The sequence below is a fragment of the Mycolicibacterium iranicum genome (assembly GCF_014190915.1).
GTDB classification, from domain to species: Bacteria; Actinomycetota; Actinomycetes; order Mycobacteriales; family Mycobacteriaceae; genus Mycobacterium; species Mycobacterium iranicum_B.
The window spans coordinates 318,721-343,246 of sequence record NZ_JACHVU010000002.1 but is presented as its reverse complement, the minus strand read 5'-3'; the positions used below and the strand labels follow the sequence as shown (position 1 = coordinate 343,246).

The 24,526-nt window shown below is 63.2% G+C and carries 12 protein-coding genes; 5 read left to right on the top strand and 7 right to left on the bottom strand.

All coding sequences use genetic code 11. From position 1 onward, the window contains the following. The first annotated feature begins 491 nt into the window (after positions 1-491). The gene (locus FHR72_RS05485) at positions 492-5,723 is read left to right on the top strand and encodes a RecQ family ATP-dependent DNA helicase (protein ID WP_183466925.1); all 5,232 of its coding nucleotides are present in this window, start codon (positions 492-494) and stop codon (positions 5,721-5,723) included. Then, positions 5,720-12,154: a DEAD/DEAH box helicase gene (locus FHR72_RS05480; RefSeq protein WP_183466924.1), complete on the top strand. Its 6,435-nt coding sequence runs from the start codon at positions 5,720-5,722 to the stop codon at positions 12,152-12,154. The genes FHR72_RS05485 and FHR72_RS05480 overlap by 4 nt, the downstream gene beginning before the upstream one ends. A gap of 1,397 nt (positions 12,155-13,551) precedes the next feature. Here the strand turns inward: FHR72_RS05480 and FHR72_RS05475 are convergent. From FHR72_RS05475 to FHR72_RS05465, 3 genes are all read right to left on the bottom strand, one after another. Further along, a complete protein-coding gene (locus tag FHR72_RS05475; RefSeq protein ID WP_183466923.1) occupies positions 13,552-15,159 on the bottom strand; it encodes a hypothetical protein in 1,608 nt (535 codons plus the stop codon). A 38-nt stretch (positions 15,160-15,197) separates the two neighbouring features. After that, entirely contained in the window at positions 15,198-16,181 is a 984-nt protein-coding gene (locus tag FHR72_RS05470) for a protein phosphatase 2C domain-containing protein (RefSeq protein ID WP_311736062.1), read from the bottom strand. A 114-nt stretch (positions 16,182-16,295) separates the two neighbouring features. Next, positions 16,296-16,961, bottom strand: a complete 666-nt coding sequence (locus FHR72_RS05465) for a vWA domain-containing protein (protein WP_183466921.1) — start codon at positions 16,959-16,961, stop codon at positions 16,296-16,298. A gap of 221 nt (positions 16,962-17,182) precedes the next feature. On the opposite strand from FHR72_RS05465, the gene FHR72_RS26820 reads away from it, so the two are divergent. Next, positions 17,183-18,028, top strand: coding sequence for a DUF2510 domain-containing protein (locus tag FHR72_RS26820; protein ID WP_396888406.1), 846 nt, complete (start codon positions 17,183-17,185; stop codon positions 18,026-18,028). Positions 18,029-18,500: 472 nt separating this feature from the next. Further along, entirely contained in the window at positions 18,501-18,806 is a 306-nt protein-coding gene (locus FHR72_RS26445) for a DUF2293 domain-containing protein (RefSeq protein ID WP_260155826.1), read from the top strand. 9 nt (positions 18,807-18,815) lie between these two features. On the opposite strand, the gene FHR72_RS05450 is transcribed toward FHR72_RS26445, so the two are convergent. The 4 genes from FHR72_RS05450 to FHR72_RS05435 form a co-directional block, all read right to left on the bottom strand. Next, entirely contained in the window at positions 18,816-19,625 is an 810-nt protein-coding gene (locus FHR72_RS05450; protein ID WP_183466918.1) for a DUF1206 domain-containing protein, read from the bottom strand. A gap of 23 nt (positions 19,626-19,648) precedes the next feature. Further along, positions 19,649-20,992 carry an MFS transporter gene (locus FHR72_RS05445; protein WP_183466917.1) on the bottom strand — a complete coding sequence of 448 codons (1,344 nt, stop codon included), beginning with the start codon at positions 20,990-20,992 and terminating at the stop codon, positions 19,649-19,651. A 17-nt stretch (positions 20,993-21,009) separates the two neighbouring features. Beyond that, complete coding sequence (locus FHR72_RS05440) at positions 21,010-22,467, bottom strand: serine/threonine-protein kinase (protein WP_183466916.1); 1,458 nt, start codon at positions 22,465-22,467, stop codon at positions 21,010-21,012. Between the two features lie 76 nt (positions 22,468-22,543). Next, on the bottom strand, positions 22,544-23,929 hold the full coding sequence (locus tag FHR72_RS05435) for a WS/DGAT/MGAT family O-acyltransferase (protein WP_183466915.1): 1,386 nt from the start codon (positions 23,927-23,929) through the stop codon (positions 22,544-22,546). Between the two features lie 366 nt (positions 23,930-24,295). Here FHR72_RS05435 and FHR72_RS05430 point away from each other — a divergent pair, with 366 nt between their 5' ends. Then, entirely contained in the window at positions 24,296-24,517 is a 222-nt protein-coding gene (locus FHR72_RS05430) for a hypothetical protein (protein WP_183466914.1), read from the top strand. The last annotated feature ends 9 nt before the right edge of the window (positions 24,518-24,526 follow it).

The window sequence follows — 24,526 nt, the reverse complement described above, 5'->3', positions numbered from 1 at the left end:
GGTCGCTACCGCCGCACGGAAGTCTCGTCGGATCCGGTTCCGCTGCCCCGACGTCAGCAATTCTTCTGGTAACGCCTCGGGCAGTTCGTCGTGCAGCAAGTAGTCGATGGTGTCGTACGAAATCCCGTACTTGGCTTCGAGTTCAGCACAGGTGTGGCGCATCGCCCACTCGACACCGTGATCGTCGATCGCCGTCTGAACAGCCCGGCGGATCGCTGAACGTTGACCTGGCGACAGGTGGTCTGCTTGCCTCTGCGGTAACTCCCCCATCACTACAGACCTTATCGCTGCCGTCACGGGCCAGTAGCGTATTGCCGTCAGCTACTTAGCTGTCCTCGCACATTTGCAGGTGCAACTGGGTAGTGTCTGGGCAATCGCTCAGGTCTCATCGAGCGACTGTGATGGTTTGCCTCGGGGGCGGGGGGTTTCATGCTGATTGTTGCCGGTTGCGCGCCGGTTGAAGAGTTGTCGGCTATCCGCGCGGACCTTCCATGAGTTTAGCGAGGTCGGCGCTCCCGCCTGCCCCGGAGGCTGCACACCGCATACTCGCCGAACATGGCCCCCTCACCGCCACCGAACTTCGCGCTCTGCTCCGCGCAGAGCAATTTCACCTACCTCTAGAACGGCTGCATCAGCTTCCCGACCGATTCCCGCAACGGTTCCAGATCGCCAGCGACGGGCGTCTGACGATCGCCGCCTCCGACCGCGCGGACACGGACGACGAAGACGAGACGTCGTCTGAAAGGTCGGAGTGGTATGAACCCCGCCCCGAACGTGTCCCGCTCGATCGCGTCGGCGTGCTCGATCTGGAGACCACGGGCCTGCATCCCTCGACTGACTTCATCACCGAGGTGGCCCTCGTTCGGCTGGATGGCACGCCGTTGCTGAGCGTGGCAGTGGAGCTCCCCCACGACGTTCCCCGCCCCACCCCCGCCACGGCCGACATCGTGTCGACAGCTACCGCGCTCGGCATGCTGGAAGCGCACCTTCAAGACCTCGACCTCCTCGTCGGGCACAATCTGCTTGCGTTCGATCTGCCGTTCCTGTCCCAGGCAGCTCGACGGGCAGGCGCCAGGCCGGTCACGTTTCCCGCCACAGCTGACAGCCTCCATTTGTCGCTGTTGGTGGATGTCGCGATGCCCAATCGACAGCTCGCCGACCTGACGCTCTCCTACGACATCAGCAACGACAACCCACCCCGTGCGTTGTCGGACGCCACCGCAACCGCAGCCGTCATTCGGGCAATGCTCGCTTCCGTCGACATCAATGAGCCGAGCTGGCAGCTGGCGGTCGCGACACTTGAGACGTACGACCATCCGCTCGCCAAGGTCTTCCCCGCCCTGCCCTCGACACCTGACCTGGCGGCCCTGGCCCGCCCGTCTGATCCCCTGTTGGTGGCCACCGGCTCGCCGGCACCGGACGCGTGGTCCGCCACCCGAGACGATTTCCCGACCCTGCATCGGCAGCGCGGGCTTCGCCCCCGGCCCGCTCAGCAAGAAATGGCGCATGCCGTGGCCGAAGTCTTCGATCGCGGTGGCCGGCTTGCCGTCGAAGCACCTACCGGGACAGGTAAATCTCTCGCCTACCTCCTCCCCGCCCTGGGCCGCGCCTCTCAGGCGGGCAGACCTGTGCTGGTCGCGACCGCAACCAAGGCCCTCCAGAACCAACTGCGCAGCGATGCCGCCCAGCTCCATGAAAGTGGACTGCTGCGCGCACCATTCCGGCAGCTCCAGGGGGTCGGGAACTATGTGTGCGCCCGTGAACTCGAAGGGGTGCTGTCCGACTCCGATGCATCCGGGCTTGCTCTCGCCGTCGCCATCCGATCCATAGCGACATCGGCATCGGGCACCTGGGATGACGTCACCGATTACATGCTGCGGAGCGCCGATGCCCGCTATGCACGCACGCGCGCACGGCTACGCACCAACTCAGGCGGCTGCGACCGACGGAACTGCGCATGGGCAGCCGTCTGCCCGCTGATGCAGCAGCTGAAGGAACTCGACAAGAAGCCCGGGGTGGTGTCGGTCAACCACGCCCTGGTCGCCAGCTGGATCAAGCTACAAAAACAAGGGATTCCCGCCCCCGGCGACGTTCTCAACGAAGGCCGCGCCGACCTCGTCTTCGATGAGGCTCACGCACTTGAAGATTCACTCACCGCCGCGTGGACCGAGCGCATCGACGCCCTCGAACTCGAGATCCTCGTCAACGGCCTCGCACGCCGATCCCGGCTGATGCGCGACATCCGCGCCCGAGGCGGCGCTGCCGTGACCGAAGCGTTGGAAGCAATCACCGCAGCGTCTAGCCAGGTCCGCTCCACCGGCAACGAACTGGCCGAGGCCATCACCACCTACCTCCACGAATACGCCGGCAAGGCCGCAGGTGTCGTGCTGCAGTCCGGCGTGGTGAGCAATCGTCCCGAGTTCCGGACTCTGCGGCAGAGCGCTGCCGGCGTGCGCTATTGGCTGATCCAACTCGCCAAAGCAGTGACAAGTCTTCGCCATTCGCTGGCCGAGACCAGCGGTCTTTCTTCGGCGAAGCAACGCTTACGCGGCTACTCCGAGCGGCTCGACAATGCGATCACCCTGCTGGAGACATTGGGACCACTGCCCGACAGCCACCTATGGGTGTATCGCCTCGCGGCTGAGGAGGACGACCCCGCAGCCTGGACATACGAACGCCTACCCATCCATGTGTTCCCCGAGTTCAAGCAGCATGTGGTCGACCACACCCATTCCACTGTGCTGTGCTCAGCGACGCTGACCGTGGAACAACGCTTCGACTACCTCGCCTCTCGCTTGGGCATCCGCATCGACCCGGACCCAGACGATGACGCATTCCGCGCCTTACGACTGTCCTCCCCGTTCGATTACCAGAACCAGTCGATCGTGGTCCTCACCAATCACCTGCCGGTTCCCGTACCTGTCAACGAGCGCGAGTTCTGCGAAGAGATGGCAGCAGATCAAGCCGGTTTCCTGTCCCTGTCCGGCGGAAAGACGTTGACGCTGTTCGCTGCCCGTAAACGGATGGAAATTGTCGCACACGGAGTTCGGGCCAAAGCCGAAGAGCTCGCCGACCGCGGAGTCGAACTGTTGGTCCAGGACGAGTTGGGCCGCTCGCAGATCGCACACAGATTCCGGACCGAACCTGGCACAGTCCTCTACGGCCTGAAGTCGTACTGGGAAGGCTTCGACGCACCCGGCGAGACGCTGTCCTATCTGTTCTTGGAGAAGCCGCCGTACCCGCACCCGGACGACCCGTTGGTGTCGGCTCGACAACGCGCCATTGCTGAGCGCGGCGGAGACCCCTTTCTCGACTATGTCCTGCCGATGACCGCCATGCTGTTCACCCAGGGCTTCGGCCGTCTCATCCGGTCCGAAACCGACAGGGGTGCCGCGTTCGTCTGTGACCGCCGGTTACATTCGCCCACACAAGCTCAACGAGTGATCCTGGGATCGCTACCCGCACCGGCGATCCATGAAGCCTTGGACCGCGATGATGCTTGGACTCGCGCAATCGAATTCGTCACCGGCACCCGTCCTGACCTCACCGATGCGATCTCCTTCGGCCGAGACGATGTGACCAAGTTGTTGGAGGAGTTGCGCCTCGTCGAAGGCGAAGATCCGACGGCCAAGCTCGTCGAGGCCGCCGAAAGACTGTTCGGTATCAAAGAACTGCATCCCAAGCAGCTCGACGTCATGCGTGCGATCGCCGAGGGCAGAGATGTCATGGCGGTCTTACCGACGGGGTTCGGCAAATCGCTGTGCTTTCAATTGCCGGCACTGCTCGCCCCGCAGGCACGTGCCACCGTCGTCGTGTCGCCGCTGGTGGCACTCATCAAGGACCAGGTCAACGACTTGCGTGGGCGGCGGGGCATTCGGCCCGTGCAGGGCATCACCGGGACAACCTCCGGCCCATTGCGGAACGAGATACTGCGCGACACCGCCAATGGGTTGGTCCGATTGTTGTACGTATCGCCAGAACGGTTGGCCCGCGATCCGGTGCTCCGCGGCGCCCTCGGCCGCCAGCAACTCAACAACGTCGTCGTCGACGAGGCGCACTGCGTTTCCGTGTGGGGCCATGATTTTCGTCCGGAGTTCCGACAAGTCCCCGCCTCCGTCGCAGCGTTCGGCACCCGGCCACCAAGGGCCGGTCTGACCGCTACCGCCACCTCGGAGGTGGAAGCTGACATCACCTCCGCGATGGACATGCACGACCCGGTTGCCATTCGAGAGCCCAGCGACCGCCCCAATCTCCGCTTCCGGGTGATCAAGTGCGCAGACGAGCGTGATCGCGCCCGGGAACTCCTGCGATTCGTGACATGGGCCCGGGACCGGCCCGGAATCATCTACGTCACCAAGCGCGCCCTCGCCGAAGAGATCGCCGCGCTTCTTCGGCGAGCCGGATACGCAGCCCGCCCGTACCACGCCGGCATGGTTCCCGAGCAGCGCGATGCGGTGCAAGAGGACTTCGATTCTGACACCACACGAATCATCGTCGCCACCAAGGCCTTCGGCATGGGCATCAATAAGCCCAACATCGGGTGGGTCGCCCACTACGACCTTCCCGACTCCCTCGACGGCTATGCCCAAGAAGCGGGACGAGCCGCCCGTGCCCGGGACGTCTCCGGTGACTGCGTTCTGCTGTACACGAATGCCGACATCGCGCGGCGTCGACGATTGATCGAAGCGCACGGTACGAAAGCTGACGCCGCCATCACCCAACGACTCTTGACGGAGCTTTGGCGATGTCCCGAGCGCGGCGACTCGCGAGTTTTCGACATCGACGACATCGCGGACGCGCTCGGCATCGACGACGACGAGATCAACGTCCACCTTGCTCAGCTCGAACGAGTCCATGCCATCGAGCAGGGCTTGGACTGCTCTGCGCGTGCCACGGTCGACGTAGGGCACCGCGAACCGGAGGACGAGACCGAACGCAGGTTCTTCCGCGAACTCTTCTACAGAGCTCATCGAGCTCGCCCCAATGTCCGCATTCAGCTCGATTTCCAACAACTGAGTGACGAACGCGGTTACGACCCCGACGAGCTGGAGCAACAACTGATCAACTGGTCGCTGGACCGCCTGGTCACATTTTCCAGCTCACGACGCCTGCGTCGTGTCCGCCTGCTGACCAAAGTCGCTCCGCAGCATGAATTGGAACGAGAGTCGGCTCGGTGGAAATGGTGGCAGAAGCGCCGCCTTCAGGCGATGATCGATTACGCCACACAGGATTCGGACTGTCGCCGGACAGTGGTGGGCAGCCACTTCGGAGACGACGTCCCTGACTGCAAGAGCCGAGACGTCGAGCCCTGCGATGCGTGTAGTGGAGACATCGCTGCCTGGGCCACGCTGCCGGACCACATGGTGGCCGATCCTGAGCTCCTGGTCAACGCCGAGCTCACCTCACTGCAGGCCATCGGGTGGGCCTCCGCGTTCCGGCGTGGAGCCTACGGTGAAGCGAGTCTGAAAGCTGCGGTCCTCGGCCGAGAGTCGCTCGGTGAAGGACGGCCCCTCGGCGCAGGCGTACTGAGCTGCCCGCAGTTCGGAGCGTTGCGTCACGTCCGTGGTAGCGAAAAGCGTTGGGATGACGCCGTGAACAAGCTCATTAACCAGGGACTCGTCGAGCGCCGCGCCATCGTTCGCGAGGGCTCCCAGGTCCCCTATCAGTCCCTTGCGCTCACCCCAGCCGGTGCGCAAACCCTTGGCATCGCGGAGCCGCAATGATCGAGAAGCGAATTACCCACCAGCTGCTCGAAACCGGTGAACTCGGGCTGACCGAGCGTGAGTGCGCCGCGCTCCTTCTGCCAGAGCACAGTTCGAGCATCCAGCTGGAGCTCGAAAGCGAACCCTTCCTCGCACAGTGGAATGGGCGTAGCCGCCAGCTTACCGGCGACCTTCTGACCGAGCGCCTCCAAGACTATGGCCAGGACGGCGGACTGCTCCGACTGCGGCTTGTCGGTCAGGTGTACCGCCTCCAACTTCTGCCCCCTGGTACGCGCAGCGAGATCACCGTGGTGGTGTCCCCCCCGACTCCGGTCGTCAAATCCACCGCAGCCAAAGCGAAGCGGCGTCGGGCCACCGTGGACCGTCAGTTCCAAGCTGACACTGAGTACGACTGGGGTAACTCCGCGGAGAAGGCGATCGGATTCCTCCGCTCGGCGCGCGAGTTACTCGCCGAGCAGCTCAAGGCGGCCGGATTCGACCCGCTCGAACTGGTCGAGCTACGCCTCCAGGGTGAAGAGTTGGCGACGTTGGACGATTTCGACGAGCTGCTGGCGGTCGACGTGTCCAATGTCGACCGGATGCCGCACCAGGAAGCCGTCGCACGACATGCGTTGTCTCGCCTGCGCGGACGCGCAATTCTCGCTGACGAGGTCGGTCTCGGCAAGACCATCGAAGCCGGTCTTGCGGTCCAGGAACTCACACTCCGTGGTCTCGCCAAGCGGGTGCTCATTCTGTGCCCTGCGCCGCTCCGAGATCAATGGCGCGAGGAGATGAGCACCAAGTTCGATCTCGCCTTCGAGGTTGCCGCCCGCGGTCCGGAAGTCGGACTGCAGGATAAGCTGATCTTGAGCATGCAACTCGCCCGAAACAACGCTGACGTCCTGACGAAGAAGCCCTGGGACATCGTCATTCTCGACGAGGCGCACCGTGCTGCGGGGTCAGGAGCCCGTAAAACCAGAGACCTCATCACCGCGCTGACCACCAGCTGTCGCTACGCCTTGTTCCTCACCGCCACACCCGTGCAGAACGATCTGCTCGAGTTGTACCGGCTGGTGGAGCTACTCCGACCTGGCACCTTCACGTCGGTTTCCGATTTCAAGCGCCAGTTCATGACGGGCTACGACCCACGGACACCCAAAGACCCCGCCGCGCTCCGCCGCCTGATCAGCAGCGTAATGATCCGCACCACGCGCGCGCAGGCCGGTGTCGATCGCGTGGTGCGCAAAGCAGTCGACGTCCCGATCACTCTCGGCGCCCGCGAGCATGAGCTCTACGCCCTGGCGACCGACCTGCTGCGCAATGTGATGCGGGATCGTGGCGATGCGATGCGGCGGCGCAGTTTGGCGTTGCGGTTGACCGCAAGTCCGTTCTCGATGGGAACCACGGCGCTACGGATGGCCGAACGGCATCCCGATGCACGGGTACGCGAGGTGCTGCATGAGATCGGTCATCTTGCCATGGACATCAAAGGTTCAGCGCGTGAAGACCGCGCGCTCCAGATCACCCGGAAATGGTTGGGCGAACATGGCCGAGTCCTCATCTTCACCCAGCACACCGACACTGTCACCGGACTCCTCCGTCGGATCGACGCCGAGGGATTGACCGCACGGGCTTTCCACGGATCAATGTCAGCGACCGAACGCGCCAATACCATCGCCGCGTTTCGGTCGGGCAACGTCCCGATCATGATCTCCACCGACGCGGGCGCGGAGGGCCAGAACCTGCAGTTCTGCAACTGCGTGTTGAACTATGACCTTCCATGGAATCCGATGCGCATCGAGCAGCGGATCGGGCGTGTGGACCGGCTGACCCAGCCGAAAGACGAGGTGTTCGTCGCCAACCTCTACGCTCAGAAAACCATTGACGAGAGCGTATTTCGGCTTCTCGCCGAAAAGCTCCGCATGTTCGAGCTCTTGTTCGGCCAGGTGACGACCATTCTCGGCGAACTCGATGACTCCAAGGCGGCGAGCTTCGAAACACGCGTGATGGAGGCGCTCTTCGCCGACAACGACTCCAAGATGAACACGCTGCTCAATCAACTGGGTACCGAGCTGATCCACGCCCGCGAAAAGGCATCCGAGCTGATCGCCGCCGACAGCGGCATGAGCCAGTGGATGACGTCGGCCTTTGAGCATCGCAAGGGGCTCACGAAAGCGGGCAGTACAGACCTTGCCCCCGAGGTCAGCGAACGAGCGCGGATGCGACAGCGGCGTGTACAGACGTGGGTACGGAACGTTCTGAGGGCGCTCGACGTCCGAATAGTGCATGACACCGGCGAAGGGGACGGGGCCTTCCTGACGGCATCGTTCGACGAGGAGTTCGAGCAGGAGCTCGGTGGGCGGACCACGATGCATCTGGCCTTTGACCGATTCGGACTCGAACATCACCCCGACGCCGAGCTGTGCGCCGTCGGCTCACCCGTCTTCGACGAACTGCTCGGGCTCCTGCGTGTTCGCGGCGACATGCACGCCACCGTCCCGGTGATCCCCGACGACATCGGTCCCAGCCCCTATCGGCATGGGCCGAGTATCAGCCTGGTGCGTCGACGCCTCGTGCCCACTGGCTCGTGGAGCGGTCAAGCGACGTTTCGCGCTACGGTCGGCGAGGCCGCGACCACCGAGCATCTCATCACAGCTGACCTCAACGGGCACCAGCAACAGCAACTGCCTCGACGGCCGCTTCAGGACGGAGAATCCCTGCCTGCTTCGTTCGGAACGGCGCCGACCGTGATCGCGAAGTTCGAGCGCGCCGCATCCTCTCAACTCGAAAAGCTGCGCCGCGAACGCGCGAGAAGCGTGGAGAAGGAGCAAAACCAGGAACTCGCTCGGGTGACCGGCGGATACAAAGCACAGATCGCCGAAGCAACCGGTGAAGATCGAGCACGCCTCCACAGGGCTCTACGGTCAGAAGAACGTCGGCTCACGCGGGCACCCGACGTCCGAGCCCGTGCGAAGGTACTCGCCGTCACCCTGGACGAAGACGACTGGCTGGTGGAAGAAGCATGGGTCGGCCCCAGCGGCGACGAGAAAACCCTGACCTACCAATGGGGAATCGCTGAGCCCCCCGCTGTGGACAGCGCTGTCACCGGGTGTGCCATCGGCGTGCTGGCCCTGTGCTCCGAGATGCACTGGATTGATGACTCCGAAACGACGCACTGCTCCTCGTGCGACCGCTGGTTGTGCGGAGCCTGCGGAGACGATGCGGTTTTCGAGGCATGCCCAGTATGTGACGTACAGACGTGTGGCCGATGCCGACGTCAGAGCGAAGGTCTCTGCCTCCCCTGTGCATCGCCCGACAGGGTTCCCGAGCTGGATGACGAGTACGCCATCGCCTGGAAGATGAACCGTGACAGTGTATTACATGTCGGGGAACGGGTGTGCACTCTTACACGGCGGGCTTCGGGAGCGCCCACCATTGTGGTCGACACTGCCGACTTACAAGATCCGCGGCGCGCAAGACTGCGCGCCTACGCCCAGCTCAACGGTCTCCCACTCGACTGCGGCCTGACGAAGCGCGACCTCACCAACCGAGACAACCCGAGGTCCCCCTCACGCACACTTCTGCACAGCACTCGGGAAGTCACCGTTGAACTGTCGACCATCCCGTCGGCCGACTCATCCCTGGTCTTAGATGCCATCGACGACATCCCAGTTGCGCCAGAGGTATCTGTAGTCGCCGAAACTGATTTCGCCCTGGGTTCCCTTCTGACGAAGCTTCGGCACAGCGCGCCGCCACCGATGCGCCCCTCCGTTCTCGTCACACACCGATCGCACTTCGTCGATACCTATATCGAGGACGGCCGTCTCGTTCGCGAGTCCTGCTTCGTCACAGACGACGGCGCCCTAGAGATAACCGATGTGCACGCCGTCGACATCGATTGGTGCCAGCCCACTTTGGATGACACGTTGATCGGGTCCGCCGAGATCGACGGTCTTCGAGTTCGTTTGCACCGCAGGAACGAAGCGGTGTTGGTCACCGCGGAGCGCACAGGCGAGAACGTCGGGGAATGGATCATCTGTCCCGATGAATTCTCAGCCGCCGAACAGCTCGGCTGCTATGAGCACCTACGCGTCCTCGGCACGCCGGGTGGCAGACTGGGCAAGCGGACCGACGAGGTCCTGACGATCACCGGCGACTTCCCCTCGCCGACGGAATGCGCCATCGCAGAACGCAGTATCCGACCGATCGCAGACCTTGTGGAACTTGCAGCAGATGCCGAGATCGTTCCAGCGGACAGCGCGTCGCTATCGGCGTTCGGAATCCAGCCTGACCCCGCTGTGGCCCAACAGCTGACCGTGATTGCCGGCGAACTCGCCACAGCCTTGGCGTCCCAAGCTGAACGGCCCTTCACAGCGGCGCTGTGCAATGGACTGGAAGTCCGCGAGACCTGGCAAGGACACGGAACCGGCACGCACGTCTACCAGACATTCGACGGCACCCCACTCGCCCCCCGTGTTGACGACGTCGGCATCAGAAAGTCGGATTTCGGTGTATGCCGCGACGGACACTTTTACGCCGCAAGCACCGCAGCACTCTGTGCCGCATGCGAAACGTGGGCGTGCCGTGCATGCGACGAGTTGGAGCACCTGGCATCAATCGTCTGCCCGGGATGTACCCATGGTGTGTGTCGACGGTGCCTCACGACTTCGCACAAAGTCTGCGATGTGCGCTGTCTCTTGTGTGATGACCACGCATGTGCGGACTGCGGGCGAGACCCGACGGTCACACCGTGTGCCATGTGTGACCGGACAATGTGTGGGTCCTGCCGCGTCGACGATCTCTGTCCCGCGTGTACTGAGCTCGCTCCACTGACCGAGGACCTACGGTCGCGCCTTCCTAAGGAGCTCGCCGCAGAGGGCGCGAGTGTTTATGGAGGGTCGGACGCCGATGCCCTCGTGGTGATCATCAACCGCGGCAGCACCTATGAGCAGGCGATCGTGCGTGACCGCGCTCTCCATCGATGGGTCGCTTTCGACAGGTCGCTGATCGACGAACAGTACCGCTTGCGACTCGCGGCGAGTCGTGCACTCCACACTCAGGTGTACCCGACGACAGAGCCGCTTCCGACGGAGATTCCCCGAACCGAACCACGAGTTGTGGTCAATTCGAGGCGTTCCTTCCATGCCGCGTGGTCTGTACCTGCGATCGCCGCCTCAGGTCGGAGTCCGCACGGACAGCCGACAGCCGACGGCGATCTCGCAACCGCGGTGGTAGCGCAATTTCCACCGATGGCCGCATTGCCCGAACCCGTCTCGCGGGCTTCTGCTCGGCTTCAGGCCCTCCTTCACGAAATGGGTCAACCGTCAGCGCAACCTCTGTCGATGCGCTGGGAGCGCAGCGGATTCGACGTCGCGATCGTCCCCGCCGGAATCAGCGATATCACTATCGACAACGCGAACGAGCAGGAAACGATCGCCGAATGGCAGGACGCTGAGCAGGCCCTTTCGTGGGTGATAGACGCTTGGCACCCATCACCCACGATTCACAAAATCGCCCGTCTCAGGAACACCGAAGCTGCGATCGTAGGTATGGCCGGCCTCGCAGCACTCGGGGTACGAACCGGTGACGAGCTCGCGTGGTTTGCGATTTCCGCGTCCGAACATGCCCCTGCCGCCACGCTTCTGTCCCGCCACATGGGACTTGGAGATAGCGACGAGGTCGGTGTCTTCACCGATCGCAAAGCAATCAAACTTTCCGGCGTCTCGAATGCCACCGCAGCCGAGGTCAGCGTGGTCCCGCACGGGCGAGTGAGGACCGGACCGCGTACTCAAGACGACTCCACCCTGGATGCGTTGTCGTGCTGGCTGCCTGGTGAGCGCGTCACGACACCGCCGCTCGCGGTACTCCCGAACGAGCTCCGTCTTCTGCTGCGGAAGAACACCCATCAGACGCCGCGAAGCCGCCTGGAGATCGGTACGACCGTCGAGCAGATCGTAGCCATCGGAGATCAACAATGGCGGTACGAGGTTTCCCTGGCGCCCGGCCAAACCGATGCCCGTCGCCCTGATCAAAACACGAGACAACTACTCGACGTGGGAGAAATCGACCGCCAAGGACACTTCGGGTCGAGGCACGAGCGCTGCGGCTATTGCGAGCAACTCTGCTGTGCCGCGTGTGTCGACGGCATAGTTACGTGTGACTGCTGCACTTCACCGATCTGCAAGCGCTGCGTTCGTGAGCCGTCGGCCGGCACATACTTCTGCCACGCGTGCGCATCGACAAGGCCGCCTACGCGGAAGGAGGCGCGACAGCACGGGCGGCTTATGTTTACTCGGGGCATGCTGATTGGAACGGATTCATTACACACCGTTGTGGTCGAGCAGTCGAAGTCACACTGGGGACTTCACGGGGCTGACGGAGAGAAGCAGATCATTGCCAATCCGTCGGTGACTCGGTACTTGGAACAGCGGCTGACATCGGCAGTAGATTGATCGTGAACACGCTACAGAGAGCGTCGCGGCGTTCAGTCTCCGGTCCTAATGTGACGCGAAGCGCCGTCCCATAACCACCAAACATCACGTGAGACCCCGCCAAAGGGTGCAGCCGAATAAGAACTCGGACCCTCGTGGTGATTTGGTCGACTTCGCAGGCGACCGGGGCCGCACTAATGATCCCCTACGAACTGACAGTCCGGATTTTTCAAGACCTTCCAGAACAGGTCGCTCGACGCTGGACCTGCGCCGCCATCGGAGGCGATGGACCGGGGACGCGGCCGGCTGACGGCCGAGACCGAGGCGTTTCCGTTCATAGCTATGAACGCCGTGTTTGGACTCGCGCGCCGGTCATTGTTTGAGCACGACCACCACGACATTCATGCCAAAAGAAGTCATCCTGTGGCGAGCCGCTAGGCGCAACGGCCCAAAGGCATCTGAGACAAGTGGTCGGCGATCCAATCGGCAACGATGTCCAGAGCCTGAGTTCCAGCCTCAAAGGACCCCGATGCCGGCCGGACAGCGATGGCTATCGCGACCTCTCCATCTGTAGTTGGTACTAATCCGAATTGGCGAACCAAGTACGCCCCGGATTCAGACGGGCCCCATCCGCCCTTGAATTTGGATCCGGGGATCCGACCAAGCCCCCAGGACTGGCCCGGTTCAATCTGGCCCATCAGATTGAGGACTGATGCAGATCGTGGGTCACATGCCGCGTTGGCGACGAATGTCGCTTGGTCTTGCAGTGACCAGATGGTTTGTCCAAATGCAGTGTAACCAGGTCGGATACGTTCAGACTGAACGACAGTCGATACGCCGGCCTCGCGGAGGACTGCTTCGACTTTGGCCGCTGCGGTTTCAGGGACGCCGAGGGACGTCCACACTTCCTCTGCCGCAGCGTTGTCGGACCGAGTGATCGCCGCTGCCATAGATGCGGTGAGGGAGCCGTGTTCGCGCTCGGCTGCCATGACTACCGGCACCTTCGAGGTAGACCACGCGGGCCCCGTGCCCACATCACCAAACAGTTCAGCGGAACCTTTGCCGATGGGCGCGATAGCAACTCCGACTTCACCGTCGACCAACGGCGAAAGCGCTCCGAACGAATCCGCCAAGGACGTGACTTCCGGAACTGTGGTGCTAAGAGTTAGAGGTGGCGCAATAGGTTCGAAAGGTCCTGGGGGTGGCTGCTCGGAACCCGCTGCAGTCACGGGATCCGCATCTGGTTGGGTTGATGATTGTGCTGATTCCGGTAGGACCAGGAAATAAAGTGCGCCTCCTGCAGCAACGACACAACCTACAAGCATAGCCAGCAGAACGCCGCGTATGCGATCAAGAGTCCGCGGAGCGCGACCGCCCTGTGGCTCACGCCTCGAATTTCTTGGGTCGTGATTCATCGGTCAGTAGATGTAGACCACAGCACGGTTTCCACCCCTACACGTGATCCACTCTTGCGTGCCCTGCATGACGCATCGCATGACGAAGTTAGATCCGCTGCACGGAGGGTTTGTCGGGACATCTCTGCAATCAACCGCTCCAGCGGCAGCGATGTTGGTTGTCGTCCTCGGGTCAGGGTTTCTGGCGACGTACGCGTTTCCCACACTCTCCGCAAAGTAGCAGCTGGTCGCCTCGGACCCACGTGCTGCGCTGAGGTTGTATCGGCCGAGATCGATTGAGCCGCAGTTACGGCCAGTTGGATCTGGGCCGCTATAGAGATCGGCGCGCGGCGGCGGACCGGTTCGAATGGCGGGCGTAGCGGTTTGGGGCGCCCGAGTTGGATTCAGACCATCTGAATGCTCCTCAGGATCCTGAGTCGAGTCATTTGTTGGCGCCTGTCGCGGCCTGCTCGATGTCGGCTCCTCATAGGCGCTTGAAGGTCTGGCGGTTCGGTTATCGGAACTGTCGTCAGACCACGAAGCGATTGCTACGACGACGCCTATTACCATCAAGATGGCGACGACAGCGATCGCCACGCCGACAACCGCATCCTGGCGTACAGACGTTGAACCTGAAGTGAGCGACATTGGTGAGTTTGTGGGCGGAGGTGCTATCCGACGTGGCGGAGGAGTTGCAGAAGTCGTTCCAGCGGCTTTCCTGGCAGATTGAGGCTTAGGTCGTGAACGCACGACTGGAATTGCTGGGGCTGGGGCTTCGTCAGATTGTTCCGTGGCGCTCGCGTCGAACCGTCGCTGCTGAGCTTCCTCGATAGCGTGGCCGAGAATGTACGTCCACGCCATCGGAAGCGGCCGTCTACTTGGTGTACTGCTTAAGGTATCGACGATCAGTTTGGTCAGAAGTCTCGGCGTCATTGACGGCAAGCGCTGCGGGTCGCGAACATCCTGGTCGCCGACAAGTAGGCGGAGAGCCAACAATGCCAGCTTGTAGGAGTCGGAATAAATTGTCGCTAGTTCCTCGTTCTGCGGCACCTCCCATCCTGGAGTCTCGACCTGGGGTAAAGCCGAAATCCCTCCCACTCTCATGGTGTCGCAATCGATGAAATAGGCTTGTACAGGTTCGAGGCTGAATAACAAATTCTTGGGCGATATGTCGCCGACGCATATCGAATTCTGGTGCAGGAAAGCGAGATCACTCGCGATCTCTCGGAGCAGCGCATATCGCGTCTCCTCAGCCAATGCAATACCGCGAGCGGCAAGTATCGATTTATGGTTCAGCAAATGCTGAAGCTCTGCGTTAGCCGGCGCAGTCCCCTTCGCGGTGGTCAACGGAATCGTGAATCGATCGGGAATCGCCGGCATCACTTGGCCAATTGGTGAGCCGTTGTCTTCCACAAGGGCGCACGGCCAAGCGGCGATCGAGATGAGTCGTTCGGCATCTTCATAGGACATTGACTCCTCGACCAGCGTAGGCATTGCCGCGAGCGCGTCAAAGTTCATGTCCTGCAGAGCTTCTGGCCTATACTCCTTGAACACCATCGTATCGGTAAACTTAGTTCTGAAACCGGGTGCGCTGTAGACGACGCCTTGGCCACCTTGGCCGATCTTCGTCAACGATCCGAGTTTGGCTCGCTGTATTGCGATTCGGTCTGTCACCGATTACCTCCGATGGCGCCTCGTTTGTCGGCAGGCCACGCCGCGACCAAGGTGCGGTCGTCGTCGAATGCCTCTCTACTGAAATCGAGTGCGTGGGCAAACTCAACCAGCGACGGTACCGTGCGGCCATTGAGGACATCGCGAAAGAGGTTGCCCACCCCACCTTCTCCGCCTCCAAGCGGATCCCCGAACCCGTCAGTCCCGACTAAAAGTACGTCGCCGGGATACACATCAACTACGGTTGCGAAGATGTTCGACGGGACGCGCGGAAGGGCGGTGACTTCGGATGACGTGAGCGGCGAAAGTGGTGAGTTACCGTCAGCAAGCAGATCATGAAAGATTCCATCCGACAACAGCCAGGCTGTTGAATCACCAACGGCTGCTACATGAACGCGGAGGGCATCGAGGGCAATTTCTTCGACGACCGCGCATACCAGGGTCGTAGCGAAGTGCTGCTCGGTGGCAACAGGATCGGGATCGGATAAGTTCAACAGTCTCTGAGCGTGTTCGTTCAGGGCCCACGCCACACTCGCAAAACAGAGTTGCCAGTCGGTGGCAGCTGTTTCGCGGGCAAGAGACTTGTGAAGCCATTCCGCAGCGCTCCGAACAGCGATTGCCGAACCTAGGTGGGACTGCTGCGCTTCAGACACGCCGTCCGCGACCAATAAAACTACCCGCCCGTCGGCCAGCCGATGGATCGCGAAGTCGTCTTCGCGGGGTGCACCATTAAAGCGATGCAAGTGTCCGCGAAGCGAAGCTCCTCGGACAGAGACTCCACCCTGGGTCCATCCGTCAACGACAGTATCGGGTCGGAAAGGCAAGGGCCGGTACGAATTATGTATTGGAACAGGCTCGGTCGGCGGAGACGGGGTACCTACCGCTATGGGCCGTATTGTCGTTTGTCCGATGACCTCAGCATGTGCGCGCTCCTCATACGCAGGCCGCCAGGCGATATCTATTTCTGGGGAGTTGCGGTCCACGCCCCGTTGATCGCTGCCCTCTTCATGTGGCGCAGACGCTGGCGGTGGCGGAGCACTTTTAGAAACAAGGTCGTCATCGCGTCGCACACGCTTAAGCCAAGACACTGATCAGACTCAGATCATGTCCACCGCGAGGGAGAATCCGGCCGGTCTCTCAAACTGGAGTTGAGCTGTCCCAGCCGCTACGTTGCGCCCCGAGCTGATTACGGACTGCGTCAGCGAAATGATGAAGTCTGAGACGGCTGCGGCAGTGTCGCGGCCGCGGGCAGCCACTAACGCGAACTCGGGGCGGGTCGCGAGCTCGCTGACGATCGCCGGATCAGCATCGCCGATGCCGAATGCGAGGATGTTCGGTGCAGTGGGGTGGGAAAGCAGACGGTGCTGCGCTGCGCGCCAGTCCTCTCTTTCATTAGGAATACCGTCAGTCAGGAAAAAGACGGCGGGGCGTAGGACGCTGAATCCCTGTGCCTTCAAATCGGGGACGTCTACGGAGATACGGAGGCAAAGTTCGTCGAACGCCGAACTGTAAGACGTCAGTCCCTGGGCGGACAGCACCGGCATGGAGGGCGTCAGGCGTAGGTCTGCAGCGTCCAGGTAGGTGAACGCGTCGTTGGAGAAGCCGATCACCGAAAGACGGACTTTCGCGGCGGCGAACGATTCGCGCTGCAACGCATCGTGCAGTGCTATCAGGCCGTCGTTGAGCTCTGCAATATTGTTGCCCATCGACCCAGATTCGTCTGCGACGAAGTAGATGAGGAGAATCTTGCCCTGCGGTTCCATTCGAGGTGCCCCCACGCTCCAAGCAGTGTCCGTGCACGACTCATGCGTGCGGACCTTTTCGCGGCACGTTAGCACCTGATCTTGGATGTTTCTAAGGTGTTCCTCCGATCGCCTGGCCATTTGCCTTGCTGTTGCCTTTGGTGATCGGGTGCAGGATGAGTGAGCACTAGATCGCCCTCATCACGAGTGCGCCCGAGATAGTCTGCCTTTGCCAGTAGGTGATGGCGACGAAAAGGGGAGAGTCATCGATGTCATTCGGTCCAGGTTGGTACGACGACCCTGACGACGCCAAAGCTGAACGATACTGGGACGGTCAAAATTGGTCACCAAACAGGCGGCGCAAGCAAGCTCCGCCTATTCCTCGAGAGAGCGCTTCGCCACCTCCGACGTACTATCCGGTAGCCCCACCTCAGCACGCTGACGCTTCATCCTCCCTGCCGTATCCCGATCAGTCGGCCCAGTATCCCGCATACGGCTTCGACGCAGCCCCGCCAACGCCTTCAGCGCAGCGGCGCGAATCGACAAACGGTGCTCCCAATGGGTTCGATGCAAGCTTCATCGGCGTCGTAGGACCGTTAATTGCTTTCTGCGGAGTCGGGTTAGTGATCAGCGCATTTCTAACGTGGGGAAAGGCACGCGCTGCCGGGACATTTGTCGGCATGGATGCGTCGTGGTCCGTCACCTACCCAGGAGTTGGCGATCCGACTCAGCGAGGGTCGTTATCCGACAGAGACGGGACTGTCGTCTTGTCGCCGAATGAGGTAATCGACACCACCAACCCTGGCTGGGTCGCAATCGTCCTCGGCGTAGTAGCGATTGCCCTCGGCGCTGCCTATCACACCACGAGAAGGCGCGAGTTCACTGCCGCTAGTGCATTGTGCGGCATCGTTGCTTTTGCATTCTGTGCGAACTACCTGGCGGATGTGCGGGACGCTTTTGGGGACCCTGCAAGGTTCGTGACTATCGATTTTGCAGCTGGCTTCGGGCTCTGGGCAGCAACCGGTCTAACCGTCATCTTGGTGGTCGTCTCGGTTGCGGCTTTTTTCAGTCAACGCCCAAACGGGTAGGGCAGTCGCGGGCATGTCGCGCATTCAATCTCGTAGACATCCTCGGGCCCGAAAGAACGATTAGTGACCTCCGCATTTCATGTGGAGGAATGATCTTTGCGCTCACTGTTCAGGTGCCTGGCCGTGGCGAGCTGCTGCTCAAGCGCGTAACGGATGCTCCATAATTTGGCAGTGCGGCGTCGTCTAGATCCTCTGCATCTGACGAGGTGATCCCCACCGCCGTCAATAGATTGACCACCGCGCCTCCCGGTGGGTGGCCGTACCTTGCGCATGTGACGTCTGGGATCGATCCTCACGTCACCTAGATCGCCGACGATGCATTGGCCGATCAGCAATTCGTATCAGCCATCGACGTCATCCTCGGCCTGGGCTGGGGGCCTACAGGCGACGTTCGACTATTGCGGGCAGGATTCGTGACCACGCTGAACCGCTGCCTTCTCGTCACCAGCGCTGAGGCCCGCGACACCTCGCCATGTTGGGCGCCTGGGCTCGCGAGCACGGCCTGCAACCCTTCGAAACCGATTACATCGGACGAGCTTCAGCGACGATCCGGCCTTCTGCATCCGGTGGGCGCCACGCGACACTCCAGTACCGCATGTCTACCGCTGCGGCCGACAGTGCACATCGAGTTCCTCTATGTCTGCATCACGCCGACACCGGCTACGACGATCTCATCCTGTCCGGAGTCGAGCCCTACGACGCACGCCGCCTTGTGGAGCCCCGTGTCGAGGACATTCCGGACACCTGGCGCAGCGGCATCGTCGAACAACATCTGTAGCGCGCGCTCTCACATCCGCGAATACCGCGTCAAAGCAAAGCTATACAGCCCATACGCCCCAAACCCCACCGCCGCGACAAGCAGAGACACAGTCCCGAACCGCGTCTCCCCCAGCGCCCTCACCGCCGCATCCAAACCCGTCGCTCGCGACGGGTCGCGCAGGAATGACGCCCCGCTCACCGACGCCCCCGCCGCAAACAGAACGATGCCCTCGGCGACATGCCCGCACACCCCCAGCACCGTGATCAGCCGCCCACCCGGCACCGTCAGGTCGCCGAGAAATTTCCGCGACGCGCCCTTGTAGACGAAATAGCCGCCGAACGCCGCGATCGCCACACCGGTCAGCACCAGCACGGCCTTGCCCCCGCCCGTCTGCATCAGACGCGCACTCAGGCCTTCCGCTCGGTCACTCCCCTGCCGCCCCACCCCCAGCGCGAACTGCACCGCCGCGAACGCCAGTGCCAGATACACCACCGCCAACCCAAGTGCCTTGAGCCGGTTCACCAATGGCCCCTCGCGCAGGTGCGCGTAAGTGGATTCCCCCGGGTGCAGCCCCAGCACCGTCTCCGCCAGCCGCCACAGCGCCAGCGCGAAAAGCCCGAACGCGACCACCCACAGCGACACCTGCCCTGCCCGCTGCTCCGCCAGGATCGCCAGCGCGCCCGTCTGGTCGGCCTCGCCTCGGAACCCGAACGCGATCCGCACGATGATGTACGCGATAAGCAGATGCAGTAGCCCGCTCACCGGATAGCCGGCGCGCGCGATCCACTCCACTGTGCGGCTGCCGGTGGCCCGGTTCACCGCGCCCTTGAACGTCATAGTGGCGTGGGTGTACCCCCCGGCTACACCCGGAACGCCGATCCCCGCTCACGATCCAGAAACGTTTCGGACTTGTTCTTTAGGAAGACCACGTAGACCACGAGCGACACCGCAATGCACACCGTCACGTACCCGATGAACAGCGGCACGTGGCCCTGCTCCTTGGCCGCCTGGTAGATCAGCGGGGCCGTCCCACCGAAGATCGAATTCGCCATCGCGTACCCGATCCCGACGCCCAACGCCCGCACGTGCGCCGGGAACAGCTCCGACTTCACCAGCGCATTGATCGACGTGTAGCCCGTCAGGATGATGTACCCGACCGCCACCAACGCGAAAGACAGCACCGGCGAAGTGGTTACGGGAAGGAACGTGATCAGCACGTACGTCCACACCAGCCCCCCGACGCCGAAGAACACCAGCAGCGGCTTACGCCCAACCTTGTCACTGATCAGACCCCCGACGGGCTGGAGCAGCATCAGGAAGATCAACCCGAACAGGTTCAGCCACGTCGCCGTCATCGCCCCGTCGTACGCAGTCTTCACGATCGCCGGCGCGTTCACGCTGTAGGTGTAGAACGCGACCGTGCCGCCCATCGTGATGAGGAAGCACAGCAGCAGCGGCCGCCAGTACCGCGTCACCAGTTCCCGCATCGAGCCCGCACCCTGATCCTGGCCCGACCTCGCCGCCTCGATGACCTCTTCCGACAGCGACTCATCCATCGTGCGCCGCAGCCAGAACACCACGACCGCCGCCACGCCGCCGATGGCAAACGCGATGCGCCAACCGAATTCGCGCAGCTGGTCGTCGTTGAGCACCGATTGCAGGATCAGCAGCGTCAACTGCGCCAGCACGTGCCCGCCCACCAGCGTCACGTACTGGAACGACGAGAAGAAGCCGCGCCGCTCCCGCGTCGCCGCCTCCGACATGTACGTCGCCGACGTCCCGTACTCCCCGCCCGTCGCGAACCCCTGCACCAGCCGCGCCAGGATCAGGATTATCGGCGCCGCGAGCCCGATCGAGGCCTGCGACGGCACCAGCGCGATCACCGCCGAGCACAACGCCATCAGCGACACACTGAACGTCAGCGCCGCCCGCCTGCCCCGCCGATCGGCGAACCGTCCGAAGAACCACGACCCGACCGGCCGCATCACGAACGTGATCGCGAAGATCCCGTACACGTACACCGTCGAGTTCTTGTCCGCCTCGTCGAAGAACTGGCCCTCGAAGTACGTGGCGAACACCGTGTAGACGTACACGTCGTACCACTCGACGAGGTTGCCCGACGATCCGCGCAGCGTGTTCCAGATCGCGCGCCGGGTCTCGGCGGCACTGGACCTCGGCGCTGGCGCTGCGGTACTCGCGGTCATCGTCGTCCTCCCCTAGATCAACGTGACGAACCGTACTCCAACGCCGGTTCGGCCGAATCCACACTGCCACCACTGGAAATCGTCAACTGATCCGGCTGGATGTCGTAGCGGGCGCCGTCAGACCCCGTCACGGTGAAGCCGTCGCCAGACCGCGTCGCACCCTGGATCTCGCGGTTGGCGCCGTCGCGCAGCCGCTCGCCGCGATAATAGAAGTCGCCGTCGTCGGTCTCACAGATGACCGCCAGCGACAACGACGTCCGGATCAGCGACGCGGGTGTGTCCCCTGAGTCGCAACGCGCCGTATGTCCCACGAAGCCTTGTGAATCCGTCCCTGACACGCCTTCCACAGCCGACCGGGTGGGCGCGCTCGTCGTCGGCGACTCCGAGGTGGACGGTGCGGAGATCCGTGGCTGGGTCGGGCCTGTGTCGCCACCGGTGAACACGAGCACCGCCGCCAGAACCAGTGCGGCCGTGAATAATACGATCGTGGCGACGATCAATCCCACCTGCCCCCGGCCGAACCGGCGCGACGGCGCGGCGGGAGGGGGCGGCGCCGGTGGCGGGGTTGGGTAGGCCGAGGAGAACTGCCGCGTCGACGGCGGGGGCGCCACCGGGGCGACGGGCTCCGCAACCGGCGCACCCTCGGCGGCCATCGCGGCGGCATGCGCCAACTCGCCTGCCGTCGCATACCTGTCGTGCGGTTGCTTGGCCATGCCCCGCGCGACCACATCGTCGAAGGACCGGCTGATGCCCCGGCGCATGATGCTCGGCCGCGGCGGCGCGGAGAACATGTGCGCGCTCCACACCTGCCGCACATCGGCCGCCTCGAACGGCGCCCGGCCCGTCAACGTCTCGTAGAGCAGGCACCCCAGCGAGTACACATCCGACGCGGGGCCGCCGCGCTCGCCGCTGAACCGCTCCGGAGCCATGTACGCACTCGAACCGACCACCAGGCCCGTCGACGTCACCGATGCCTCGCCGCCGCCGTGCGCAATGCCGAAGTCAACCAAGTACGCGAAGTCGTTGGCGGTCAACAGCACGTTCTCGGGCTTGATGTCGCGGTGGACTAAGCCATTGGCATGTGCCTCGTCTAGGGCAGCGGCGACCTGCCCGATGATCGAAGCCGCGCGGGCCGGCTGCAGCGGGCCCTCGTTGCGCAGCACCTCCTTCAGGCTCGCGCCGTCCACGAGACGCATATCGATATACAGGACGCCGTCGATCTCGCCGAAGTTGTGCACCGGGATCACATGCGGTTCCTGCAGGCGCGCGGCGACCCGCGACTCCCGGCGGAACCGTTCCTGGAAACTGCGGTCGGCAGCCATCTCGGGCCGCAGCAACTTGATCGCCACCATCCGCTCGCGCGCGGTGTCGTAGGCCCGATAGACCTCGCCCATTCCCCCGACCCCGATGACCGAGTGCAGCTCGTAAGGGCCGAAGCGGGTCCCCAACCGAGAGCCTCCCTCCGGGGTGCTCACATGAAGTCCTTCCGTCGTCGTCCGGCAGCGCCCCCTAGTCTTCCCAGTCGGTCGGCGGCTTAACCGGACGCAGACCTCAGCAGTGGCTGAGCAGCTCCTTCAGTTCGAGCTCGAACCGGTCGCCCAGGTCCCACAGGTCGTCGATGAGCTGCGGACACGAGATGATGCCGACGTTGAGCTTGTCGGCCAGCGACATCACGGTGATGTTCAGGCCGGAGCTGTGGAAGATCGGGCCCAGCGGATAGAGCGCGTTGACCTTCGCGCCGCCGCTGTACAGCGTGACCGGCGGGCCGGCGACGTTGGAGATGATCACATTGTGGATGGCCGCCCGGCTGATCGGGGCGCGGGCCATCAGCCCCAGGAGCCAGCCGTACATGGTGCGCGAGATGCTCTGCGCGAGATCCACGAGCAGAGTCGGTCCCAGCGATCCGCTGTGCTCCTTGGCCCGCACGTTCGACGTCGCGATCGTGTGCAACCGCTCCCACGGGTCGCCGATGTCGGTGTGCAGATTGCAGAACATCCCGGAGAGCTGGTTGCGGCCCGGCCGGTCGGTCTGCCCGTGCACCGACGACGGCACCACCGCGATCAGCGGTTTGCGGGGCAGCTCGTCCTTGTCCTGGAGGTAGCCGCGCAGCGCCCCCGCGCACAGCGCCATCACCACGTCGTTGACCTTGACGTCGGCGGTGTTCTTCACCTTCTTGACGTCGTCGAGGTTCAGCTGGGCCAGCGCGATGGTGCGCTCGGAGGTGATCTGGTTGTTGAAGCGGGTGGTCGGCGCGGAGAACGGCGCAGCCATCGCGGTGCCGTTGACGGCGCGGTTGACGGTCTGGGTGACCATGGCCGCCGTCACCGGAACCACCCTGGTCAGCTGCCACGGCCGGGTGACGAGCCGCCACAGCCCGTCCGCGGCGATGGCCCACGCCGGAGCGTCAGAGGGGGCGTCGACGGGATCCGGCGGGGCGGCGTCGGGCTCAGTGTCGAGAAGCTTCTCCAGCAGGTCGGCCGCCGCCACCCCGTCGACCGCAGCGTGGTGCACCTTGAGCATGACCGCCAGCGGACCGCCGTCCTCGGGGTTGGCACCGGAGATGCCCTCGATCACCCACATCTCCCACAGCGGTTTGCTGCGGTCCAGCGGGATGGAAGCAATGTGGCTGCAGACCGCCCCCAGTTCCTCGCGGCCGCCGGGCGCCGGCAGGGCGATACGGTTCAGGTGACGGGACAGGTCGAACGTCTTGTCCTCCACCCACACCGGATGGTCGGCGTTGAACTGGCTGTCGGCGAGCTTGGTCCGGAATTCGGGGATCGCCGGGATCCGCCGGGCGAGGTCGTCGCGGAACTTCTCGAATGTGTAGCCGCCGGGCACCGTCGAGGTGTCGAGTTCGGAGACCGAACACACCTGCAGCGGCACTGTCGATGATTCGCTGTACAGAAGACCCGCATCGAGGCCACTCAGACGTTCCACTTCGCGGACGTACCCGCTGTGACCGCGCTCTCAAACGGGCATTCGGCGTGGTCGTGGCCTCGATTTCTGCATGAGGGTCGTCCGCGAGGCTCGTTCACGACCCTTGTGCAGAAGTCGCGAGCCCGTCGCAAGCCCGCCGCGGGGGCGTGGCGCCGAGTTCTGCACAAGAGTCGTCCGCAAAGCCCATCTACGACCAACACGCAGAAGTCGCGAGCCCGTCGCAACCCCGCCGCGGGGGTGTGGCGTCGAGTTCTGCATGAGGGTCGTCCGCAGAGCCCATCTACGACCACCACGCAGAAGTCGCGAGACCCCCGCCGTCCCCCTCGGCCCGTCGACGGGTGCGCGACCGCGTGACAGCATGGGGCGATGACGCAGCCAGACGAAGAGACCTACGACATCGTCGTCGGTGACGTCGACGATCAAGGCAATACCGTCAACACGGTGTTGGTGCGTGGTGCGTCGCTCGCCGAGGCGGAAGCCGACTTTGAAGAGCACGCCACGAAGGTGCCTGCCGAGCACCGCTACATCCAGCTGCGCCACAGCGGTGAGGACGGCGCCGTCGTCAGGACCTACCCGGCCGTCGGTTAGCGCCAGCAG

Bases quoted from the DNA above. Each gene is read 5' to 3' on its own strand.
- FHR72_RS05465 (WP_183466921.1), bottom strand. From the start codon at position 16,961: ATGGAACCGCAGGGCAAGATTCTCCTCATCTACTTCGTCGCAGACGAA.
- FHR72_RS26445 (WP_260155826.1), top strand. From the start codon at position 18,501: ATGTTGGGCGCCTGGGCTCGCGAGCACGGCCTGCAACCCTTCGAAACC.
- FHR72_RS26820 (WP_396888406.1), top strand. From the start codon at position 17,183: ATGGCGACGAAAAGGGGAGAGTCATCGATGTCATTCGGTCCAGGTTGG.
- FHR72_RS05430 (WP_183466914.1), top strand. From the start codon at position 24,296: ATGACGCAGCCAGACGAAGAGACCTACGACATCGTCGTCGGTGACGTC.
- FHR72_RS05480 (WP_183466924.1), top strand. From the start codon at position 5,720: ATGATCGAGAAGCGAATTACCCACCAGCTGCTCGAAACCGGTGAACTC.
- FHR72_RS05445 (WP_183466917.1), bottom strand. From the start codon at position 20,992: ATGACCGCGAGTACCGCAGCGCCAGCGCCGAGGTCCAGTGCCGCCGAG.
- FHR72_RS05485 (WP_183466925.1), top strand. From the start codon at position 492: ATGAGTTTAGCGAGGTCGGCGCTCCCGCCTGCCCCGGAGGCTGCACAC.
- FHR72_RS05450 (WP_183466918.1), bottom strand. From the start codon at position 19,625: ATGACGTTCAAGGGCGCGGTGAACCGGGCCACCGGCAGCCGCACAGTG.